Source organism: Ornithinibacillus contaminans (assembly GCF_001038425.2).
GTDB classification, from domain to species: domain Bacteria; phylum Bacillota; class Bacilli; order Bacillales; family Amphibacillaceae; genus Ornithinibacillus; species Ornithinibacillus contaminans.
Genome location: NZ_LDPV02000053.1, coordinates 110961 through 131791, shown reverse-complemented (window position 1 = coordinate 131791; position 20831 = coordinate 110961). Strand labels below are relative to the sequence as shown.

At 39.5% G+C, this 20831-nt stretch carries 20 protein-coding genes and 1 riboswitch; of the genes, 9 read left to right on the top strand and 11 right to left on the bottom strand.

What is annotated here, in order from left to right:
- Nucleotides 1-489: an energy coupling factor transporter S component ThiW gene (gene thiW / locus JF53_RS16445; protein ID WP_047982644.1), complete on the bottom strand. Its 489-nt coding sequence runs from the start codon at nt 487-489 to the stop codon at nt 1-3.
- Nucleotides 490-614: 125 nt separating this feature from the next.
- A riboswitch (TPP riboswitch) is annotated at nt 615-730 on the bottom strand.
- A gap of 160 nt (nt 731-890) precedes the next feature.
- Nucleotides 891-1619: a DUF6904 family protein gene (locus JF53_RS16435; RefSeq protein WP_047982642.1), complete on the bottom strand. Its 729-nt coding sequence runs from the start codon at nt 1617-1619 to the stop codon at nt 891-893.
- A 239-nt stretch (nt 1620-1858) separates the two neighbouring features.
- Between JF53_RS16435 and JF53_RS16430 the strand changes: the two genes are divergently transcribed.
- The 3 genes from JF53_RS16430 to JF53_RS16420 all read left to right on the top strand — a co-directional run bounded on the left by JF53_RS16430 (nt 1859) and on the right by JF53_RS16420 (nt 4448).
- On the top strand, nt 1859-2209 hold the full coding sequence (locus JF53_RS16430; protein WP_047982641.1) for a VOC family protein: 351 nt from the start codon (nt 1859-1861) through the stop codon (nt 2207-2209).
- A gap of 261 nt (nt 2210-2470) precedes the next feature.
- A complete protein-coding gene (gene adh, locus JF53_RS16425; protein ID WP_047982640.1) occupies nt 2471-3991 on the top strand; it encodes an aldehyde dehydrogenase in 1521 nt (506 codons plus the stop codon).
- Nucleotides 3992-4082: 91 nt separating this feature from the next.
- Nucleotides 4083-4448, top strand: a complete 366-nt coding sequence (locus JF53_RS16420; RefSeq protein ID WP_047982639.1) for a DUF779 domain-containing protein — start codon at nt 4083-4085, stop codon at nt 4446-4448.
- Nucleotides 4449-4796: 348 nt separating this feature from the next.
- On the opposite strand, the gene JF53_RS16415 is transcribed toward JF53_RS16420, so the two are convergent.
- A complete protein-coding gene (locus tag JF53_RS16415) occupies nt 4797-6314 on the bottom strand; it encodes a DHA2 family efflux MFS transporter permease subunit (protein WP_047982638.1) in 1518 nt (505 codons plus the stop codon).
- Between the two features lie 155 nt (nt 6315-6469).
- Here JF53_RS16415 and JF53_RS16410 point away from each other — a divergent pair, with 155 nt between their 5' ends.
- Nucleotides 6470-7333 carry a TetR/AcrR family transcriptional regulator gene (locus JF53_RS16410; RefSeq protein WP_047982637.1) on the top strand — a complete coding sequence of 288 codons (864 nt, stop codon included), beginning with the start codon at nt 6470-6472 and terminating at the stop codon, nt 7331-7333.
- 202 nt (nt 7334-7535) lie between these two features.
- Here the strand turns inward: JF53_RS16410 and JF53_RS16405 are convergent, their stop codons facing one another.
- Nucleotides 7536-8306: an SDR family NAD(P)-dependent oxidoreductase gene (locus tag JF53_RS16405; RefSeq protein ID WP_047982636.1), complete on the bottom strand. Its 771-nt coding sequence runs from the start codon at nt 8304-8306 to the stop codon at nt 7536-7538.
- A gap of 16 nt (nt 8307-8322) precedes the next feature.
- Nucleotides 8323-9366, bottom strand: coding sequence for a 2,3-butanediol dehydrogenase (locus JF53_RS16400; protein WP_047982635.1), 1044 nt, complete (start codon nt 9364-9366; stop codon nt 8323-8325).
- 107 nt (nt 9367-9473) lie between these two features.
- Between JF53_RS16400 and JF53_RS16395 the strand changes: the two genes are divergently transcribed.
- Nucleotides 9474-10385, top strand: a complete 912-nt coding sequence (locus JF53_RS16395; protein ID WP_083443670.1) for a LysR family transcriptional regulator — start codon at nt 9474-9476, stop codon at nt 10383-10385.
- A gap of 131 nt (nt 10386-10516) precedes the next feature.
- Nucleotides 10517-10651: a hypothetical protein gene (locus JF53_RS17990; RefSeq protein WP_269083313.1), complete on the top strand. Its 135-nt coding sequence runs from the start codon at nt 10517-10519 to the stop codon at nt 10649-10651.
- Nucleotides 10652-10731: 80 nt separating this feature from the next.
- On the opposite strand, the gene JF53_RS16390 is transcribed toward JF53_RS17990, so the two are convergent.
- Nucleotides 10732-11745: a DUF1646 family protein gene (locus JF53_RS16390; RefSeq protein ID WP_157052557.1), complete on the bottom strand. Its 1014-nt coding sequence runs from the start codon at nt 11743-11745 to the stop codon at nt 10732-10734.
- A 331-nt stretch (nt 11746-12076) separates the two neighbouring features.
- Here JF53_RS16390 and JF53_RS16385 point away from each other — a divergent pair, with 331 nt between their 5' ends.
- Nucleotides 12077-13462 carry a class II fumarate hydratase gene (locus JF53_RS16385; RefSeq protein WP_047982634.1) on the top strand — a complete coding sequence of 462 codons (1386 nt, stop codon included), beginning with the start codon at nt 12077-12079 and terminating at the stop codon, nt 13460-13462.
- A gap of 200 nt (nt 13463-13662) precedes the next feature.
- Here JF53_RS16385 and JF53_RS16380 read toward each other — a convergent pair whose 3' ends face one another.
- Together JF53_RS16380 and JF53_RS16375 are read right to left on the bottom strand one after the other, a co-directional pair.
- Nucleotides 13663-14082, bottom strand: a complete 420-nt coding sequence (locus JF53_RS16380; protein ID WP_047982633.1) for a GNAT family N-acetyltransferase — start codon at nt 14080-14082, stop codon at nt 13663-13665.
- 51 nt (nt 14083-14133) lie between these two features.
- Nucleotides 14134-15057: a DMT family transporter gene (locus JF53_RS16375; RefSeq protein WP_053072067.1), complete on the bottom strand. Its 924-nt coding sequence runs from the start codon at nt 15055-15057 to the stop codon at nt 14134-14136.
- 482 nt (nt 15058-15539) lie between these two features.
- Here JF53_RS16375 and JF53_RS16370 point away from each other — a divergent pair, with 482 nt between their 5' ends.
- Together JF53_RS16370 and JF53_RS16365 are read left to right on the top strand one after the other, a co-directional pair.
- Nucleotides 15540-16805, top strand: coding sequence for a metal-dependent hydrolase family protein (locus JF53_RS16370; protein WP_047982631.1), 1266 nt, complete (start codon nt 15540-15542; stop codon nt 16803-16805).
- A gap of 156 nt (nt 16806-16961) precedes the next feature.
- The gene (locus tag JF53_RS16365) at nt 16962-18134 is read left to right on the top strand and encodes a hypothetical protein (protein WP_047982630.1); all 1173 of its coding nucleotides are present in this window, start codon (nt 16962-16964) and stop codon (nt 18132-18134) included.
- A 147-nt stretch (nt 18135-18281) separates the two neighbouring features.
- On the opposite strand, the gene JF53_RS16360 is transcribed toward JF53_RS16365, so the two are convergent.
- From JF53_RS16360 to JF53_RS16350, 3 genes are all read right to left on the bottom strand, one after another.
- Nucleotides 18282-18704: a type II toxin-antitoxin system VapC family toxin gene (locus JF53_RS16360; RefSeq protein WP_047982629.1), complete on the bottom strand. Its 423-nt coding sequence runs from the start codon at nt 18702-18704 to the stop codon at nt 18282-18284.
- A complete protein-coding gene (locus JF53_RS16355; protein ID WP_157052556.1) occupies nt 18691-18960 on the bottom strand; it encodes a ribbon-helix-helix domain-containing protein in 270 nt (89 codons plus the stop codon). Before JF53_RS16355 ends, JF53_RS16360 begins: the two co-directional genes overlap by 14 nt.
- Nucleotides 18961-19039: 79 nt before the next feature.
- Nucleotides 19040-20740, bottom strand: a complete 1701-nt coding sequence (locus JF53_RS16350; RefSeq protein WP_047982627.1) for a DUF2207 domain-containing protein — start codon at nt 20738-20740, stop codon at nt 19040-19042.
- Nucleotides 20741-20831 lie beyond the last annotated feature (91 nt).

Sequence of the window (20831 nt, the reverse complement as noted above, 5' to 3'; positions counted from 1 at the left end):
TTATGTTCTTTGTACAAGTGCCTTCACTTTCACACGAGACAAAACAAACCAACCAATCAATGCACCGGTAATACTACTGATAAGGAAGGATGGCATAAAAGCAAATACACCTACCGAGCTTCCCATCAACACAATGGAAAACGGTACGCAAACTAATGCTCCAATAATGCCAGTACCAACCATTTCTCCAATAACCGCCGCTAAATTCTTCCCAAATCTCCAGTAGAGAACCCCAGCTAAAAGAGCACCAATCATCCCTCCTGGAAAAGCTAATAGCGTTCCAAGTCCAAGCAAGTTGCGCAATAAGCCAATCATAAAAGCAACTATAATAGCAGGTCCTGGTCCTAGTGTGACAGCAGCTATCACATTAACTGCATGTTGAACCGGGTATGCCTTAGCAATTCCTGCTGGAAACCAAAGCAACTGCGCACCTAAGGTTCCGATTGCGACAAGCATTGCAATCGTTGTTAAATAACGTGTTCGATTCATCTGTATCCCTCCAATCTTATAGGAGCACCTGATAAACGACGAGATAGATTATCATCCAGTTCTAACGACAAAAAAGCCAGATCCTAAATAGGACCTGGCTTTCATAAGCTGAAATAGAATAGACAACAATCGCCCGACTACTTCCCTACGCTGGTACTAACCAGATCAGGTCCATAAGAGTCAGAAAGCTTACGCGCTTTCCTCTCAGCCCACGAATATTAGGGCACCCCTAGTAGTAAATATCTTTATTAATTTGTTCAAGTTTACCATACCAAATTAATCCTGTTTTGTCATGGTTAGAATTGAAAACGGGAGAAAAGTCCTGCCCAGGAGAAAGTTTCAGAAACAACAAAAAAGTTCCATCGATAACAACAGAACTTACATTTATTTTATATAATTCCCTACCACTCAATCTCCTCATAATCAGGGTATTCCTCATAATACCTAATCTCACTCGGATCAACGTTATCTTCATGGGCAACTTCTAATATATCTCTTCTTGCTTTTTGGTAATCTGTGCCCTGTTCAGCAATTCTCTTAGCCATAATCGAAATATTCTTCAAGCGTTTTTCTTTGTCCCATTTCAGGAAACGAATATTTAATTGATCCAAATATTGGGTGAAATAATTACTGAAACTCATGAAACGATTACTCATATTGCCAAGCATCATTTTAAATGTATGTGGCTTAAGCGTTTCGCTTAGAGATTGCACAACTGCTGCACGAAGCATATTAACCGTATTAATCGTTAAATCCCATTGCTTATGATTGTTCTTATTCTGTTCATACAGTCTGATAAACTCATTTAAAGCCATTACAATGTACAAAATTTCGGGATAATAGGTGTTGAAGCTTAGGTAAAGATTTTTCTTAGCCCCAACCATCCCTTTCCACTTCATGGTCTCATCGCTAATCCCATGATCAACGTATACAATTTCTCTGTTTCCCATCATTGCATGTCTCAAGTCATAACAAAAGCCCAATATTCGCATCCGTGAACTTTCATAGGCTGGATACTCATCCTCACCACCTACAATTCTATGTAACGATTCATATAGCAAATCAAAATCATGAAAATCACCCGTAACTTCTACTCCAGCAAAATTTGGCGTTGGTGTTATTTTTAACATATTATAGCTCCAATCTTTAGTTTCGATTTTAAAAAGAGGTTTTCGCTATAACGATTGTAACAGATGATAGAACTATATAATAGACCTGGTTTCGGTTGGGACAGGACAATCTACTTCTTCTTTCTTTTGGTAACAAGTGTGCGATAAATCCTACTAAATCTGCATAAGGAAAAAATAAACTTATGTTAAACTGATTAGGAATAATGAAAAATAAACATTAAAATCTTGGAGGTGTAAAAGTGAAGGTTAAGCGAATTGTTGCCAACATTGGGACACAGGACCTTTCCAAAGCAAAACATTTCTACGAGGACATACTAGGACTTGATCAATTAATGAATATGGGATTTATTGCAACCTATGGCACGCATGAAAAAATGGATATTCAAATTAGTTTCCTTTCAGAAGGTGGCTCCGGGACACCGGTTCCTGATTTGTCAATCGAAGTTGATGATCTTGATAGTGCACTGACTCGCATAAAAAAAGCAGGTATTCCAATCGAATATGGACCAGCCATAGAGCCTTGGGGTGTGCGGCGTTTCTTAGTCAGGGATCCGTTTGGAAAACTTGTCAATATATTAATCCATCTTTGACTATATGCGACTAGATTATATCAAACTAGATTTTACATAGTCGAGGTACTACAGTTTAACAAGCCACCATTATTAATGAGGGACTTCGTAGTTTGTGTGGATGTTCCTTTTTCATATCTAATATCACTATCGAACCTTCTTTTGGTTACAAACACAATACCCCCTCCCCATCTATGAATATTTCCCTAAATATTGGAATACAAATCTAATAGAGACTTCATCTTGATTCTCCATCAAAAAATAAGAGGAGGAATTGTTAACATGAAGTATGCGAATCCAAATACTGAAGGGGCTTTAGTTAATTTTAAGGAACGGTATGATAATTTTATCGGTGGGGAGTATCGTCCTCCCGCAAGCGGTGAGTACTTCAAAAATGTAAGCCCTGTCACCGGGCAAGTTTTCTGTGAAATTGCCCGTTCTAATTCAGCGGATGTTGAAGCAGCAATTGACGCAGCACACGAGGCAAAAACAGCTTGGGGAGCTACCTCTGTTGCAGAACGCGCAAATATCTTGAATAAAATTGCGGATCGAATTGAAGAAAATTTAGAAGTACTTGCTGTTGCAGAAACTTGGGACAATGGTAAGGCAGTACGCGAAACCCTTGCCGCTGACATACCACTTGCAGTAGATCATTTCCGTTATTTTGCTGGGGCAATTCGAGCACAGGAAGGTGGTATTAGCCAGATCGACCAGGATACTGTTGCCTATCATTTTCATGAGCCACTAGGTGTAGTCGGGCAAATCATCCCGTGGAACTTCCCACTATTAATGGCAACCTGGAAATTAGCACCCGCTCTAGCCGCCGGAAACTGTGTCGTCTTGAAACCAGCCGAGCAAACGCCTGCCTCCATTCATGTGTTAATGGAACTAATCCATGACCTACTACCACCAGGAGTGGTCAATATCGTAAATGGATTTGGACTGGAAGCAGGTAAACCACTAGCAACAAGCAGCCGTATTGCAAAAATTGCTTTTACTGGTGAAACAACAACTGGTCGTTTAATCATGCAATATGCATCCGAAAATCTAATTCCTGTTACCTTAGAATTAGGGGGTAAATCTCCTAATATCTTCTTTGAAGATGTGATGGAAAAGGATGATGGCTTCTTAGATAAAGCAATTGAAGGTCTGGTGATGTTTGCCTTGAACCAAGGGGAAGTCTGCACATGCCCGTCCAGAGCATTAATCCATGAATCGATTTATGAACCATTTATGGAGCGTGCTATCGAACGCGTGAACCAAATTAAAATTGGCCATCCACTTGATACAGACACCATGATGGGTGCTCAAGCTTCCTCCGAACAAATGGAGAAAATCACATCCTACTTAGATATTGGGAAACAAGAAGGTGCTGAGGTACTTGTCGGTGGTAGCGTCAATAAGCTAGAAGGGGAACTAGCAGAAGGATATTATGTAAAACCGACTATCTTTAAAGGAAATAATAACATGCGCATTTTCCAAGAAGAGATTTTCGGTCCTGTTCTTTCCGTGACAACCTTCAAAACGAATGAGGAAGCAATGCAAATCGCCAATGACACGTTATATGGTTTAGGTGCTGGCGTATGGAGCCGTGACATTAATACTGCTTACCGCTTCGGCCGTGGAATTGAAGCTGGCCGAGTATGGACGAATTGCTATCACCAATACCCAGCCCACGCAGCGTTTGGTGGCTATAAGAAATCGGGTATTGGTAGAGAAAATCATCAAATGATGCTTGACCATTACCAACAAACAAAGAACCTATTGGTGAGCTATAGTGATGGTCCTGTTGGTCTATTTTAAACAGTAACAAAGCTGTTGCAATCGATTTTCAATAGAAATTCCGCCTTTTTTTTGCATATAGTAGTACAAAGAATGAAAAGAGGTGTGACAAATGGTTGAGCGTGTAGTAGCTACAGATGATACCCTTCAGCTTCTAGCTAAGCTAAAGACAATTCATGGCGACCTCATGTTTCATCAATCTGGCGGATGCTGTGACGGTAGTTCACCAATGTGCTATCCACGAGATGAATTTCGGATTGGTAATTCAGATATTCTATTAGGGGAAATCGGCGACACACCATTTTATATATCCAAGGATCAATATAACTATTGGAAGCATACCCAACTAATTATTGATGTCGTAGATGGTAGAGGTGGCATGTTTTCTGTGGAAGGTCCTGAAGGGAAGCGATTTTTGACACGGTCACGGGTGTTTACAGAAGATGAGCAACGTGTATTAAATAGTATTCTTCAGTGAGACATTTCGAGGTTGATAAGAAATAACCGTCTAAACCATTGGTTGTGGGGGGGGGACGGTTATTTCTTTTTATTTAGGTAGGCGACAATGCTCAAAACTAGTGAACGCGTGTAGCTACTACAATTAAGCAATATTGCGCTACTAAACTTCATGATTCATATGTCGTCATCTTACATAAGCGAGATGGTCAGCCGCCACCATACAATGTAGTTACAATTTACGTATAGCAGAAATGCTACAAACAACAAGAACGTACGTTTATATTCTCCCCCCCATTCCATCCTACATAACAAAAAGACGCAGTACCCAAAGATACTACGCCTCCCACACTAATTCTATTAACCTCTCTTACGAAACCACTGGCTCTGAATCAGGTTTTCCCTGTCCATTCCCATCCTTCTCGATTTCATAAACAGCCTTCTCACTAGTATCTACTCGTTTAATAAACAACGCCATAATGAACGCAACAATGTTGATTGCTAGTGCTACATAGAAGGAATACTGGATACCATTAAGCAATGCTTCTTGTGATAGTGAAGCTGCTGTTGTTTCCGTTAAAGTAGTTGGATCTACAGAAGCCAATAGCTCTTCACCTTTTGATTTAGAAACAGAAGTCATTATCGTAATCATCACTGCTGTTCCGATTGCACCAGATACCTGTTGAGCTGTATTATTGATAGCTGTACCATGCGGATTTAAACGAGTTGGTAGCTGGTTTAAACCATTTGTCATAATTGGCATCATTACCATCGACATACCAAGCATACGAATTGAATAAATCATAACAATAAACGTATATGATGAATCGATTTGTAAATTTGCTAGCATATAGGTAGCAACGCCCGTAATAGCAAGACCAATTCCAGATAATGCACGTGGACCAAATTTATCAAACAGACGCCCTGTAATAGGTGACATGATTCCCATGATGATGGCACCAGGTAGAAGCATTAGCCCAGAATCAAGTGGAGAAATACCACGCACATCCTGCACATACGCTGGTGTTAAAATCATACCTGAGAACATCGCCACAGCATTAACCATTGCAATAACAGATGCTAGAGCGAACATTGGATACTTATACGTACGTAAATCCAATAAAGGCTCATCCATTTTCAACTGACGAATAATAAATAGGATTAATGCAATTCCGCCAACAATTAATGTTGATAAGACTACCGGGTCACTCCAGCCATCAGCACTTGCTGAACTTACTCCGTACAAAATTCCACCAAAACCAATACTAGATAAAACGACAGAAAGATAATCAAGCGTTGCATTCTTATCTTGTTTCATCACATTATCGAATTTCCAAATACCTAACACTAATGTTATGACCGCTAATGGTAAGATCATTTCGAACAATAAACGCCAATCGTGATACTCTACAATATAACCTGATAATGTTGGACCAATTGCCGGTGCGGCAATCATAACCATACCGAAAACACCCATTGCTGTACCACGCTTTTCACGTGGAAAACTTACTAGCATGATGTTCATTAATAATGGTCCCATTACAGAAGAACCCGCAGCTTGAATCATACGACCTGTTAATAGTAGACCGAAGTTAGGAGCAAATGCTGCAATTGCCGTACCTATCGTAAAAATAGCCATCGAAGTTACAAATAAGCTACGATTAGAAAAACGTGTAATTAAAAATGCCGACGCAGGCACTAGTATTCCGCCAACAAGCATATAGCCTGTTGCAAGCCATTGTACGGTTGAATAATCTTTAATTCCTAAATCTACCATAATCGATGGTAGTGCAATGTTTAATAAGGAATTATTTAGAAATGATACGAAAGCACCTATAAATAAAATACTAATCATTAAATATGGTGGCTTATTCATTTGTGTATTCATGATTGTTCCCTCTTATCTTCAAAGTAATTTGTTTGCATTTGACTATTTTATACCCATAGTTCATTTTTTGCAACGTTTTTTTACCAGTAGTATAAAAATATTGTTTTTCAGGCGAAAGGAACGTATACTGCTACTAGAAGGGACGGAATAATACCATGAATGAACGGAAGCGAAAAGTAGCCCATGTAGCATTAAAGCTCTTTGTTGAAAAAGGATTTCAGCAAACTTCTATACAAGAGATTATTGACAAAGCCGCTATATCAAAAGGAACATTTTATAATTACTTCTCATCTAAAAATGATTGTATTGCAGAGATATTGGAGAATATCCGATATGAAGCAAGTCAACGACGTGTCGCCATGCAAATTGGTAAAGACCCTACAGATCGAGAAGTGTTAATAGAACAAATTACGATTTTATTGAAGCTTAACGAGGAAAATAATCTACGTACGCTTTTCGAAAATGTTCTCTCTTCCAATCAAGCTGATTTAAAAAAACTCGTATTACAACATAGATTAATAGAAATGGAATGGATTACGAACCGTTTGGTTGAAGTGATGGGGGAAGATATTCGAGAATATGCACCAGAAGCTACAGTCATGTACTTTGGCATGATGCATTATATGTTATTCATGCTTAATGTCACCAACAGCGCCTATAACCTACATGAAGTAATCGAAACTATTTTAGGTTATGTAGAAGTGCTCATCGATAAAATGAAGGCCAATGACAACACTATTTTAACCAACTTCGCCATCGACTTATTGAAGTCAAATGTTCAAAAGAAAGAAATGACAAAATCAGAAATACTGGAAATGGCCCAACAATTACAAATACAAGGTGACTTTACGGAAGAACAACAGGATTTAATGGATGTCATCCTAGATGAGTTACAACAAGAACGCATCCGTAAAATCGTCATCAAAAAACTACTAAAACCATTCCAACAACAATTCGAAGAAACACCCATAGCATCCCAAGTCCAACTCTTCACCAACGCCCTATGGAACTATTTATAAGGTGCCTGTCACTTCCCGAATTTTGTCGAATGGAAATGTACAGGTGAATTATTTTAAATGTTGATTTAAAAAAGAAGTAATTACCTAACACGTTAATAGAGTGGAAGGTAATTACTTCTTTTTTTTAGTATCAAGAACACTACTCACTATTACTGCCAGCAATACTTTTGTAGGAAGGAGCGACAAGCCACCTCCCCACAACTTACATAAACTTACTCAAATCCGGATAACCAGTTACAGCCCAAGCACCATCTACTAGTAAGCTAGCACCATTAACATAAGATGCATCTTCGCTTACTAAGAATAACGCAGGACCAGCCATTTCATCTGGATCTGCCGCACGATTCATCGGGATACGTTCCATATAAGCATCATTAATTGCCTCAACATTTGTTAGGTCGCTAGTTAACGGCGTTGCTACTAATCCTGGTAGAATGGCATTTACACGAATATTACTTTTCGCTAATTCTAACGCTGCATTTTTCGTTAGCATTTCAACTCCAGCCTTCGCTGAGGAATAAGCTGCTCCGTAAAACATAGGGACATGTGCATTTAATGATGCCACATTAACAATCGCTCCCCCACCATGTTCTTTCATATATTTAGCCTCATGCTTCAGCGATAAAAATACACCTTTCAAGCATAAATCCACAGTGAAATCCCAATCTTCTTCACTCTGGTCAACAATCGCGCCTGCTCTTGATGCCCCCGCAACATTAAAGGCATAGTCAAGCCCACCAAACGTATCTATCGTCTTACTCACCAATGCTTCAACATCAGATTCCTTCGTGACGTTGGTAACACACCCAATCACACTACCTTTATGTGCTTCTTCCATCTCTTTTAATCTCTCACGGTTTAAGTCAGCAACCGCCACCTTAGCACCCGCTCCTAATAACCGTTGTACAATTGCATACCCAATGCCTGATGCTCCACCAGTTACAATCGCTACTTTCCCACTTAAATTTGCCATCATCATTTCCTCCTTATTAATTATTAGTTGGTCTTACTAATATTTTTGCTTGTTTCTTATCATGGATCAGTTGATGGAATCCTTCCTCTACAATATCAGCAAGCTCAATTTTCTTCGTAATTACAGACTTTACATCCAATCTCCCAGTAGATATCATATTGATAACTTCTGGAAATACATGTCTATATGCCAATGTTGATGTGATGTCGGCTGCCTTGAACATGATTTGTCCCATATCAACGGAAACAGGTTTAGCAAATACTGCAATGGCCATTACCTGTCCACCTTGTTTGATAGAAGCAACTGCATTCGTCATCGTAGGCTGAGCCCCAGCACATTCAAACGCAACACTAACTCCACCATTTGTTAATTGAAGAATGGTTTCCACAATATCATCACGCATTCCATTAATAACTGTCGTTGCCCCTAATTCCGTCGCCTTTTCCAAACGTTCTTCAGACAAATCAATAACAATTATTTGCGTTGCACCAGCTGCTTTAACCGATAATAGTGTAAGTAACCCTATAGGACCAGCTCCAAAAATTGCAACACTATCACCCGGCTTCAACTTACTTTCACGCACTGCATAGAAGGAAACTGCAGTTGGTTCTACTAATGCCCCTTCCTCAAACGATACATTTTCTGGAAGTGTATGTGCCATATGTTCATCCACAATCACATACTCTGCAAAACCTCCATCTCGGTTCAAACCAACAAATCCTACCTGTGCACATTGGTTATAATAGCCTCGTTGACAGGCATAACATTTTCCGCAATAAATAAGTGGTTCTATTGCCACTTTATCCCCTACTTGATGATTCGTTACGCTCTCACCAACCGCTACAACCTCCCCCGAAAACTCATGACCTAGTGTAAGTGGAGGCTTTTGGCCACTTAATGAATGCGCTTCCATAGATAGACCGTGTGAATACGCATGAAGATCACTACCACAAATTCCCGCCCATGCAACCTTTACCTTTAGTTGCCCAGGTAATACACTCGGCTCTTCTACTTCCTCTACCCGAACATCATTAACATTATGCCAAACTGCTGCTTTCATCTCTTTATCCCTCCATTTATTTATTTCAATTATAGTATAACAATTTGTACAATTCGGCGAAAGTTAATATAATTTAATTATTATTAAGTATTACTTAAGGAAGTGACATGATGAATATTGAACAATTAACTTATATTGTTGAAGTTTCAAAAAAGAAATCTCTAGCAAAAGCATCCCAGACATTAAATATCAGTCAGTCTGCATTGAGCCAAGCCATCACCCGACTAGAATCTGAACTAAACGTCAAGATCTTTCAACGTAGCAGAACTGGTGCCATAACAACAAAAGAAGGAGATCGTATCATCGAAAAAGCGCAGCAAGCGTTAATAGCAATCTACCAAATTAAAGAAGAAGCAAAACAACTATTAACGAATTTGAATGACACACTGAGAATTTCTGTACTACCAGGACTTACCAACCCAATAATCGATACATATCTCGCTTTTAAGGAAAAGAAATCCACTTTAAAAATCGAAGTGAACGAAAAAGCAAGCATGGAAATAATAGAAGATGTAAAAGAGGATAAAATTGACATCGGATTTATTGCGATAAACAAAGCAAATATCGATTTTATCCAGGAACTGAATTTCACACCGATTATCGACGGAAAAATTTTAGTCTATGCTCCTAAGAATTCCGCTTTGTCAACTACCAACGAAGTTATCACGATGGACTTATTAAAGCAGCAAAAGTTTGTTTTATATAAGGATGAATATGTGCAAGAATTTATAACTAACTTCCAGCAGCTATATGGTCCGATCGATATTTTCTTAAAAACGACAAATCTAGATGTGATAAATAAAGCAGTAACGGAACTTGGTGCAATCACAATCGGTCACGACGCTTCCGTCCTATATAATACCTACTTTCCAACAAATCAAGTGATTCCATTAGACATCGTAGATTCTTTTGATACTTCGTTTCGATTTGGCTGGATAAATAAATATGACAATAAACTATCCGCCGAGGCTCTGCATTTCATCAATCAGGTAAACACCCTATTAATGAATCAGAAATAATGTATTAGAGAGCAAGCATTACCATATTACTTGCGATTTACAAAAAAACCTCATAAAATCACTAGTTTGTGGAACACTACCTCCCAAGTAATAACGCAGTACATTGCAGATGAAGGGAGGAAAAACGAACGATGGCCAAGCGAAAGAAAAATCAATCAGGATCAGAAGTAACCAACAGCGCAAGCGATACAGAATTCGGTTCAGAGGTACCTCAAAGTAAAAAAGCAAGAAAACGAGCCGCAAGAGAAAAGAAAAACAATGGCTAACGAGTAGCTGAAAAGGATATTCATTCCCCTATTTCTACCGGAATGAATATCCTTTCAACGTAAGCATTTACGCCCCCTCACTACCCAACAACCATAAGATAGCCATACCCTAAACCAAGCACAATCAACCCAATTGGCACTCCATATTTCGCCCACTCTTTGCTACTAATTCCTAACTTATTCGCTGCAATGATATTCGGAATATTCCCTGGAATAAGCATTCCTCCACTAATAATTAAACTAAACAAGATGAATCGAATTGTTTCTATTTTCATCGCTGGGCTAATCTCTGCCGCAGCCAATGTCGCATTATCCAGAACAGCAGACACCATATTAACCCAATATATAATACCTGTATTTAGATCCAACAAATACTGATTTACAATCATTTGATAACTAGCTCCAAGCAATGTTAACGCCATGACAAACACATAAATTTTCCCCGCACGAGAAAAAATCTCTAGATACCCCTCCGACACATCCTTCTCCTCTACCTTGTTAACCAGCTTCGGTCGCAGGAAAAATAACGCAATAATCCCAATCCCAAGCACCCCAACAATTGCTTCCAGACCTACAAGATGATATAAAAAGAAAAAATCCTGATGAAGCTTACTAGTCGTTATCGTTGCTAACGGCTCTCCAACAGGCGTCAAGATTGAACCAAAAGCAATGGAAAAGCACGCCAAAATGACCGCGCGAATCTGTGTATCTCGATCAATCCGCACCATACTAATAATAAACACCAAAACAATCGCAGCAACAATCGCCGTAATCACACTAGATAATACCCCTAATATAACAATCACCAATGAAAGAAAAACATTCATATCCAAAACACGAGTAACGCTTGAAATTACCCGCTGGATAGGCTGTCTCAGCCATTTAAATAATAAGCTAGCAAGCAAAACAACTACGGAAATCTTAATGGGATTTTGTAATGCCTTCAACCATAAATCGGTATTAAGAACCCCACCGCATATAGCAGCCAGCACCCCCATCACAAATAAAAACACTTCTAAATTATGTTCAATAGACTTCACAAAAAAAGGCAAGAACAATACAAGCACCAACATGATAACTAGAGCAACAGTCAATGTAAAAATCTCCTTTTCAGTAGTCAAAATAACTTGTCTACCTATACATATTTGACTCTTGCTTTTAATATTCACGGAAAATAGGACATGGGTAAAAAGAAGATTGCCCTTAGGTACAGTGCTATCTAGCTAGATAACCTTTTACATATTACAACGATTACCAATTAATCATTAACCTTTCATTCCCTAGATGTTTTGTCATATTAAATAGTATACTTTCTTTACCAAATTAGATCCCCATCAAGCATGGAATTCCATTTTTTCGTTTAATCCAACCACCTTCGGAAACAATAACCCCAAAGTCAAAATGCCATATACAAGGAGATAAAAAATGACACTTCCAGAAAACTTTCGTACGGAAAAAGACACCCTCGGAACCATCAAAGTACCAAAAGACGCCTATTATGGTGCACAAACACAGCGCGCAGTCGAGACCTTTCAAATTAGTGGCAAGCGTCTTCCACGTTCTTTCATTCGTGCACAAGGAATCATTAAGGCTTCCGCTGCAGCAGCAAATATGGAACTTGAACTCCTCCCCCCCTCAATCGGAAAAGCAATCATTCAGGCAACAGAAGAAGTTATCGCAGGGCAATGGGATGATCAGTTTGTTGTTGATGTCTATCAAGCAGGCGCGGGAACATCGCAAAATATGAATGCCAATGAAGTAATTTCTAATCGAGCGACTCAAATTTGGACTCCGAAGCAAGATAACCAACGAATTCACCCTAACGATCACGTAAATAAGAACCAATCTACTAATGACACCTTTCATACCGCTATGCAAATCGCCGCCATCGAAACGATTGTTCATAAGGTTATACCTGCTTTACAGGAACTTCATACGGAATTGAATAAAAAAGCGATCGAATTCATGCCAATTGTAAAATCAGGAAGAACTCACCTACACGACGCAGTACCAATGCGTTTAGGACAGGAATTTGCAGGCTATGCGGAAACCATCCACTCTATGATCAATCAACTCGAACGTTCTGCAGATAAACTATATGAAATCGGTTTAGGCGGTACAGCTATTGGAACCAAGGTCAACACTCATCCTGAATTTGCACAAAAAGTTATGGAAGAAGTAAGGAAGCGTACCAACCTTCATTTTCGACAACCAGAAAATATCTTTGAATTCATGCAAAATACTAGGGCACCGATTCGAGTCATGACAACATTAAAAGAATTATCGATTCATCTAATTAAAATCACGAGTGATTTAAGGCTACTTGCCTCTGGCCCACGAACCGGATTAGCAGAAATTACATTGCCATCTAATCTACCTGGCTCTACCATTATGCCAGGAAAAGTCAATCCAGCTATCCTCGAAATGACACACATGGTATGCTGCCAAGTCATTGGCAATGAAGTAGCAATCGCTCATGCAGGAACAGCTAGCCAATTAGAAATCAATGTGATGATGCCACTAGTGGCTCACACATTATTAGAATCACTCGATATCATGCACAACGCCATTTCAACGTTAACCATGAAATGTATAATTGGAATACAAGGAAATGAGGAAATTTGTAAACAATGGATGGAATCTAGCCTTGCCTTAGTAACCGCCTTAAGCCCAATTATGGGATATGATCGAACAGCTCAAATTGGGAAAGAAGCAGATGATAAGAATGTAACGATTGAGGAAATTTTACAGCAGAAAGGACTTTTAACTCCAGAGATTAAAAAAGCATTAAATCCAAAAAGCTTGATTTAACAGCACCAATTACGCTCGTGCTGTCTCAAATGAATAAGCTTATCTCACGGCATAAGCATAGGGAAGGAATCTTCTAGCTCATGAAAATGAAATGTAGACCCCCTTCCCTATGTTTATTTTCGGGACAAGGAACCTGTCCCGTATCGCCAATAAAATATTGTTTTAAATAGAACCTACACAACGGTATACCTAAAAATCAACTACCCATTCGGATCTTTTTCATCTATATACTCAAATCCCAAACTTTCATACAGACGCTGTGCCACTCTATTTTCCTCTAGAATACTTAAATAGAGGGTGTTCACCTCATATTCTCTCGAAACACGAGCAATCAGCTGCTCCATCGCCATTCTCCCTAAGCCCTTCCCCTGATAGTTTTCATCGATCATTATTCGATCTATCCACGTATCTTTATGAGCCCCAAAAGAACCGTACATCGCAAACCCAACAACTTCATCATGATAATAAATGGCTACTGGATGCCATTCATGGTGAAGTTTCGCCTCTTGTAAACACTCCTCTACCGTTTCGATGAATTTTTCTTGCCCAGGCTTTAGTTTTATAGCTCTAACAATCTCTTCATTTGTATTATCGATATCTCTAAAATACATCGTACTCATGGTGCCATCAATCCTCTCATAACTTATGCTACTTATAATGTAACACAAAACTCAAACCCCTCGTTCCGCATTCTTCTCCTTCCCCCAATACCGCCGATACAACGCCTCACTAGCTCCCGTACCGAACACAATTCCAACAATTATTAAGATAAAGCCTACCACATGAAAGACCGTAATAACTTCTCCCAAAAAGATAGCCGCACCAATTAATGCAAATAACGTATTTAAGTTAAGAAAAATCGCCGATTCTGCAGGTCCTACCTTTTTAATCGCATAATTGTATGTCATGTGGCCAAATGCAGTTGCAAATACCGCACTAAAAATAAATATAGACGCCATCTTCCAATCTAGTAAACTAGCTAATTCGGTAAAATCTCTCCCCAATAGAATGCTATATAAAATAATACAAACAGAACCAACCATCATCATATATCCAGTCAGCAAGCGCGGGTCAAAAGAAGGCTTCAGCTTACTAATGGACACAAAGCTTAGTCCCTGCACAACGATCCCTAGAAACACAAAAACATCCCCGACCGAAATAGCCGTGAAACCATCTCTTCCTATTAACGTTGTTATCGATACCCCGACAAACCCAAGGACAAATCCAAATACTCTCCAGCGCGAGACAAATTGCTTTAATAGAATTCCAGAAATAATCATCGTAATTAATGGGGCCATTCCAATGATTAAACTACCATTCACCGCAGAGGTTTTTTCCAACCCAAGCGCAATCAATATATGATGAAGTACCACATTCATAATAGAAATCGAAAGAATAATCATCCATTCACTTTTAGTAGGCAAACGAAATATCCGTAAAACATAACAACCAATTAATACCGCAATTCCGGCAGCTAATATTCGATACCCTGTAATCAATATCGGATCAAAGTTTACCACTAACGTCTTTAACGCAGAGACATTTATACCCCACATGAGCATTACAATTAATAAAATGATATAAAGCTTTTTCAAGATGTTCTCTCCCATCAGACTGTCTTCCAAACCAAAAGCCTACTTATATATCTCCACACAATTGTTTCAAAGCTATTGTATCGTATTGATTCGACGAATATACATACAATTCCTTTATTAATTAGAGTCCTCCAGCAATTAAACACATTCAAGATGGATAAGCAACCCGACCAACTCTGGATAGACACGAGGTACTAGTCCCCACCCACTCCTAGGTACTTTTTCCTGATTTTAAATTTCCCATAATCACGCTAATCCTAGTAACAAACACAATGATTACGCTTACAAAATTAACGCAATAATCATATATGAAAGAATTTTTAGAAAATATATAGCCAAGGGAATTATCGTGTGGTACAATCCATAGAAATAAATTTTACTAACTAAAAAAATTTCCAAATCAGAAGGTGGTATGTGGCATACAAACGTTAATTACTACGGATGTAACGAAAACAAAAAATTATTAAAGGAGCGTGCTGGTAATGACATACACACTAATCAAAAATGGAACATTAATTGACGGAAATGGCGGACAACCAATCGAAGGTGCTGCAGTCTTAGTGAAGGATAATGTGATTCAGGCAGCAGGAAAATTAGCTGATATTAGGGTTCCAAGTGAAAATGTGACGGAGATTGATGCGGGTGGTGGGTTTATTTTACCTGGTTTGATTGACACGCATGTGCATATGATGATGGAGGTTAACTCCCTAGAAAAACAGGTTACAACACCTTTTTCCTACCGATTTTACCAGGCAGCTCAATATATGAGACGCACGCTTGAAGCTGGTGTCACTACCGTTCGGGATGCAGGTGGAACAGATGCAGGTGTCAAACAGGCAATTGAAGACGGAATCGTACCTGGCCCGCGAATGCAAATTAGTATCACCCCACTCACCATCACCGGTGGACATGGGGATAGCTGGATGCGATCCGGTGTGGATTTAACACTACATGGCTATCCCGGTAGCCCTGATGGACTTTGTGATGGCGTGGAAGAAGTCACGAAAAAGGTTCGCGAGGTGCTTCGAGCCGGAGCCGATGTAATCAAGGTTCACGCAACCGGTGGAGTTCTAAGTCCAACCGACCATCCAGAATTTACCCAGTACAGCCAGGAAGAACTTGAAGTAATGGTTCGTGAAGCAACATTCCGGCGTGGCTTAAAGGTTATGGCCCATGCCCAAGGAAAAGAAGGGATTAAAAACGCAGTTCGTGCTGGAATTCATTCGATTGAGCATGGGATTTACATCGATGATGAGGTAGCGAAATTAATGGTTCAGCATGGCACGTATCTTGTCCCAACCTTACTTGCCCCCGTCTCCGTACTGGAAAACGCTGAATCAAGTGGCACGATGCCAGCCTATGGCGTGCAAAAATGTCGCGAAGTGGTGGAATACCATAAGGAAAGCATTGCCGTTGCCTATAAAGCTGGTGTTAAAATCGCCATGGGAACAGACGCTGGCGTTATGGCACATGGGACGAACCTTCGTGAACTAGGTCTGATGTGCGATATCGGAATGACCCCTATGGAATCACTCGTAGCGACGACTAAAACTGCTGCGGAATGTATGGGCTGGGAGGATAAACTTGGCACAGTAGAAGCTGGAAAATTAGCCGACATCGTGATTACAAGTACAGATCCATTAGCCGATATACGGTCACTCGAGAACAACGATAACATTGTCGCGGTTTTCAAAGATGGTAAGCTGGTTAAGAATAAACTCGATAAAGTACCAGCAACTAGCTATTAAAAAATGCAATAAGTGGAGGAGAGGGACTGGTAAAGTAGCCTCTCCTCTCTTGTAACTAACTAGATAAAACGCAACAATTCGAGCGTAGACAAGAGGAGAACTGCATCATTTAAAGTTTGAAAATTCCATTAAAATACGGTTAAGGAGTGGTTTGTCATGAACGATCCTGTCGTTGCGACGATGTTAATTTTGCTTTTGTTAGGTGTAGGTGAATTTATTTCAATTAAATCGAAAGCACGGATTCCAATGCTTCTCGTCGTCATGTTAGGATACTTAGTGCTTCTGTGGACTGGAGTTTTTCCAAAGGATCTAGTTGGTTCCTCGGCATTAACGGCATTTGGCGCACTTATGGTAGCACCATTAATTGTCCATATGGGAACATTGGTGCCTTTCAAACTCCTCAAGGCCCAAATTCGGGCTGTGTTTATCGCATTATGCGGGATTATCGTTGCGGCAGTCCTAGTGTTGCTCGTTGTACCACTAATCTTTGACTACCCATCTGCAGTCGCAGGAGTAGGACCGCTAACAGGTGGTACAATCGCTTTTATCCTGACCATTGGCCGTCTTCAGGAACTAGGATTGGTTAGCTTAGTCACCATTCCTGCCTTAGTCATTGCCGTCCAAGGATTAATCGGTATGCCATTAGCGACACTCTACCTAAGGCGACATGCTTATCATATTAAGCGAAAATTATCCTCTACTGAAAATCTCGAAGCAGCAGCGGCAAGTGATGTCGCACTTATCAAAGACACAAATCGAAAAACATGGATACCGGAAAAATATCAAACCAATGTCATGCTTTTATTACAACTTTTTATCGGGGGATCACTAGCAATCCTCTTAGGTAATCTTACCGGTATCAGCTTTAGCCTTTGGGCACTTGTTGTCGGTCTCGTTGGTGCACTATTAGGGTTTTATAATGACAAGATGATGGATCGTTCCAATTCATTTGGGATTGCCATGGTTGGTCTGATTATTTATTCCCTTGGTGCCATGAGCGACATTACCCCAGGCATGTTTGTAGGCTATATTCCAGTGGTACTCACGATTATGGTCGTCGGTGTGGCAGGGATTATCATTGGCGGAATCCTTGCCTCTAAGCTAATGAAGTGGGATCTGAACAAAGGGGTTCCAGTTGCACTAACCGCTCTATTTGGATTCCCTGGTGATTATATACTTTGTGAAGAAGTCAGTCGGAGCGTAGGGGAAAATGAAGAAGAGCGGAAAGCAATTTTCAATGAGATCCTTACGCCGATGTTGGTTGGTGGGTTTACTACGGTTACGACGGCTTCAATTGTGATTGCTAGTATATTGATTCAGACGATATGAGGAATGGACGGTTCGAATTGAACCGTCCATTTGTCATTTCACAAGCCACTATTAAAATTTTCATCTGGAATAAACGCATTTACAAGCAGTAGATTTCTTTAACTAATGAAAACTTCCTAATAATCCCCAAACAAAAAAGCCCCGACATTAAACCGGGACCACCTCAAAGTCAAGCAGATAAAAATGCTGATCAAATCCAAATACTTTATTTATCTTTTCATTTTTCATTATTCCCATACTAACGGCGTCCACATAAGACAATCGTTGGTCTGAAAAATCCTTCAATAGTTGCTCAGCTAATTCAAGGGTATCCATATCGCAATCGATTACCACCAATGCACCACTAGCTTTGGATCTACTTATGACATCCAAAAAGGAAGCAGCATATTTATAACCAACACGATATCGTAACCAAGTATAGGTTTCCGAAATAATAAAGGTAGACGTAAGTCTCTGTACAGAAATATCTAGATTTTCTAGATACGAGCGAGCCTTATGGTGATAGAAATCTGCCTCTACCATCAATGCAATCCATGCCCCTGTATCGATAAATAGTTTATTTCTTTTCATGATCATCTACCTGTTTAGACACGTAAATTGCTTCATCATGTAAAGTAGAACCATCCGTTATTCTACTCTTCACCATCGCAGCTAATTCCATTAATGGGTCTTCTTGTTCTTGATTATGTTGAAGCAAATAATTATCAATAGCTTCTCGAATAATCTCTGCTTCTGTATTATTTTTCCGCGCTGACAATTGCTTCACTAGCCTATTTTGTTCAGGCTCCAGATAAATTTGCTTTCTTATCTTTCTTTGATTATCCACCATCATCACCTCGTATACATTATACCAAAAACTGATGATGTATACTAACTTGTATAAAGAGGTGACAGTCCCCTCTCAATTAAAAAGCACCCGATCCCCCACCACCACCGCCTACACCAGTACCTGTTCCTGCTGTAGTAGTGGAACCGGTAGTTGCAGCGACAGCTGTATCAGCTTCCTTAAAGTGTTGATTCGCCGATGTTGCAATAAGAAAGAAAATCATGATGTTCGTTGTATCCATACTCCCAGTAGAATCACCGTTTGATGGCTCGTGATAGAAGAGTGTTTTATTGTGTTCAATCATTCTTTTATCAGCAATACCATGTACATAATTAATAGCGATGATTTGTTCCTCTTTACTCCATTTTGCACTTTGATTTGAAGAAAGTTCAGTAAAGTCCTTTTTAAACTGTTTCCATTGCTCCCATATGACTGCACCTTCCAGTGTTCTCGGATTATAAAAAATACTGAACGCTAGTAAGCATATAAGTAGGACAATCGAAATAAACATCCACATCAATAGCTCGTGTATACCAAAGAATACGCTCAATGGAATAAGCAGAAGACCAGAGAACGCAATCGTCCATCTAAAGCCCGCTTTCGTTTGGGTTAGTTGTTTCAATTGTATTTCTTCTCGAATTGCCTGTAACCATGCTTGAATATATTCATGATAAGCCTGGTGGTTTTTTTTATTATCTGTATATGTTTTCAGATCTTCAAAACGGAATGTTGTACCATCACCGATTGTATCAAACAAAAACTCTAGTAACATACGCTCATGTTTAAACGCTGTAAGACGATTTACTAATTCGAACGCTTTATTATCGTCTGATTGCACATACCCTTTTCGCACTAATTCTAATAATGAAGTCGTTAAGAGTTGCTGACTCGGTGTGAATGGATTCGTATATAAAATTGTTGCAGGTAAGCTCATTTCAAGCTTTGGCACCTTTAAATCATTGATTAGGCGGCTTTGCACATAATGCTTTCTCTCCAACTTCTTCCGCCAACCTATGAAGAGCAATATAATGAAATAAATACCAAATATCCCAACAACATAAGGCGCAATACTAGCTAACCACTCTTTTCGATCCTGAAACGCTGCTAATTTCGCTTCATTATCGGCTATATCTGCCTCGATCGAATCCCGCATCATGTTGTCACTCGTTAATGGCGCAGCACTAAATAACGTGGCATCGTATACGACTTGAATGTCTCCATTCTTATCATCATCCACATGCCCTAATGAAAAAACAGCAACCCCTTCTTCTGTTACCTCCGCTGTATCATACGCCTCATCGTAACCGTAAGCGATAACGTTACCCGTTTCACTAGTTGGATGGACATAAATGGTCATGTTCTCGTATACCGATTCATTGCTACTATCAAAAAATGGCCAGTAGAACTGTGCAACATCCGGATATACCTCTATCCCATTATGGATGGTATAACGCAGGTCTACCGTTATTGTTTCTTGATTACCTTTTCGATAAATTTTATATTCATTATCATCGTTTTCCACCCTCAGTGCGTTTCCATCTTCACTCGCTTCAAAGTCCGTAATAGATGTACCCTTCTTCGGTATGATCGTACGGGTAATCCCGTTAAAATCATCTTCAAAATCATAGGTGAATCGTTCCGTTACCTCAACATCCCCATTTTCCTTTAAAAAAGCATCTATTTGAACATCCTTTATGGCATATTCAACATCTGCAAATGCCGGTACTGCAAAAACGAAAAATGCAGATAAAAAAATAAGTAACGCTGTTAGTTTTTTCATAAGCCAAATCTCCTTTAGTGTATATACGGATGTTGGGGGCTTTTGGTTTCAAGTGATTTTACTCTCGTTATCACAATCCACCGACGACTAC

Bases quoted from the DNA above. Each gene is read 5' to 3' on its own strand.
- JF53_RS16420 (WP_047982639.1), top strand. From the start codon at position 4,083: ATGGTTGAGCGTGTAGTAGCTACAGATGATACCCTTCAGCTTCTAGCT.
- JF53_RS16360 (WP_047982629.1), bottom strand. From the start codon at position 18,704: ATGAAAAGAAATAAACTATTTATCGATACAGGGGCATGGATTGCATTG.
- JF53_RS16405 (WP_047982636.1), bottom strand. From the start codon at position 8,306: ATGGCAAATTTAAGTGGGAAAGTAGCGATTGTAACTGGTGGAGCATCA.
- JF53_RS16380 (WP_047982633.1), bottom strand. From the start codon at position 14,082: ATGAGTACGATGTATTTTAGAGATATCGATAATACAAATGAAGAGATT.
- JF53_RS16370 (WP_047982631.1), top strand. From the start codon at position 15,540: ATGACATACACACTAATCAAAAATGGAACATTAATTGACGGAAATGGC.
- JF53_RS16365 (WP_047982630.1), top strand. From the start codon at position 16,962: ATGAACGATCCTGTCGTTGCGACGATGTTAATTTTGCTTTTGTTAGGT.
- thiW (WP_047982644.1), bottom strand. From the start codon at position 489: ATGAATCGAACACGTTATTTAACAACGATTGCAATGCTTGTCGCAATC.
- adh (WP_047982640.1), top strand. From the start codon at position 2,471: ATGAAGTATGCGAATCCAAATACTGAAGGGGCTTTAGTTAATTTTAAG.
- JF53_RS16435 (WP_047982642.1), bottom strand. From the start codon at position 1,619: ATGTTAAAAATAACACCAACGCCAAATTTTGCTGGAGTAGAAGTTACG.
- JF53_RS17990 (WP_269083313.1), top strand. From the start codon at position 10,517: ATGGCCAAGCGAAAGAAAAATCAATCAGGATCAGAAGTAACCAACAGC.
- JF53_RS16415 (WP_047982638.1), bottom strand. From the start codon at position 6,314: ATGAATACACAAATGAATAAGCCACCATATTTAATGATTAGTATTTTA.
- JF53_RS16410 (WP_047982637.1), top strand. From the start codon at position 6,470: ATGAATGAACGGAAGCGAAAAGTAGCCCATGTAGCATTAAAGCTCTTT.
- JF53_RS16350 (WP_047982627.1), bottom strand. From the start codon at position 20,740: ATGAAAAAACTAACAGCGTTACTTATTTTTTTATCTGCATTTTTCGTT.
- JF53_RS16400 (WP_047982635.1), bottom strand. From the start codon at position 9,366: ATGAAAGCAGCAGTTTGGCATAATGTTAATGATGTTCGGGTAGAGGAA.
- JF53_RS16385 (WP_047982634.1), top strand. From the start codon at position 12,077: ATGACACTTCCAGAAAACTTTCGTACGGAAAAAGACACCCTCGGAACC.
- JF53_RS16395 (WP_083443670.1), top strand. From the start codon at position 9,474: ATGATGAATATTGAACAATTAACTTATATTGTTGAAGTTTCAAAAAAG.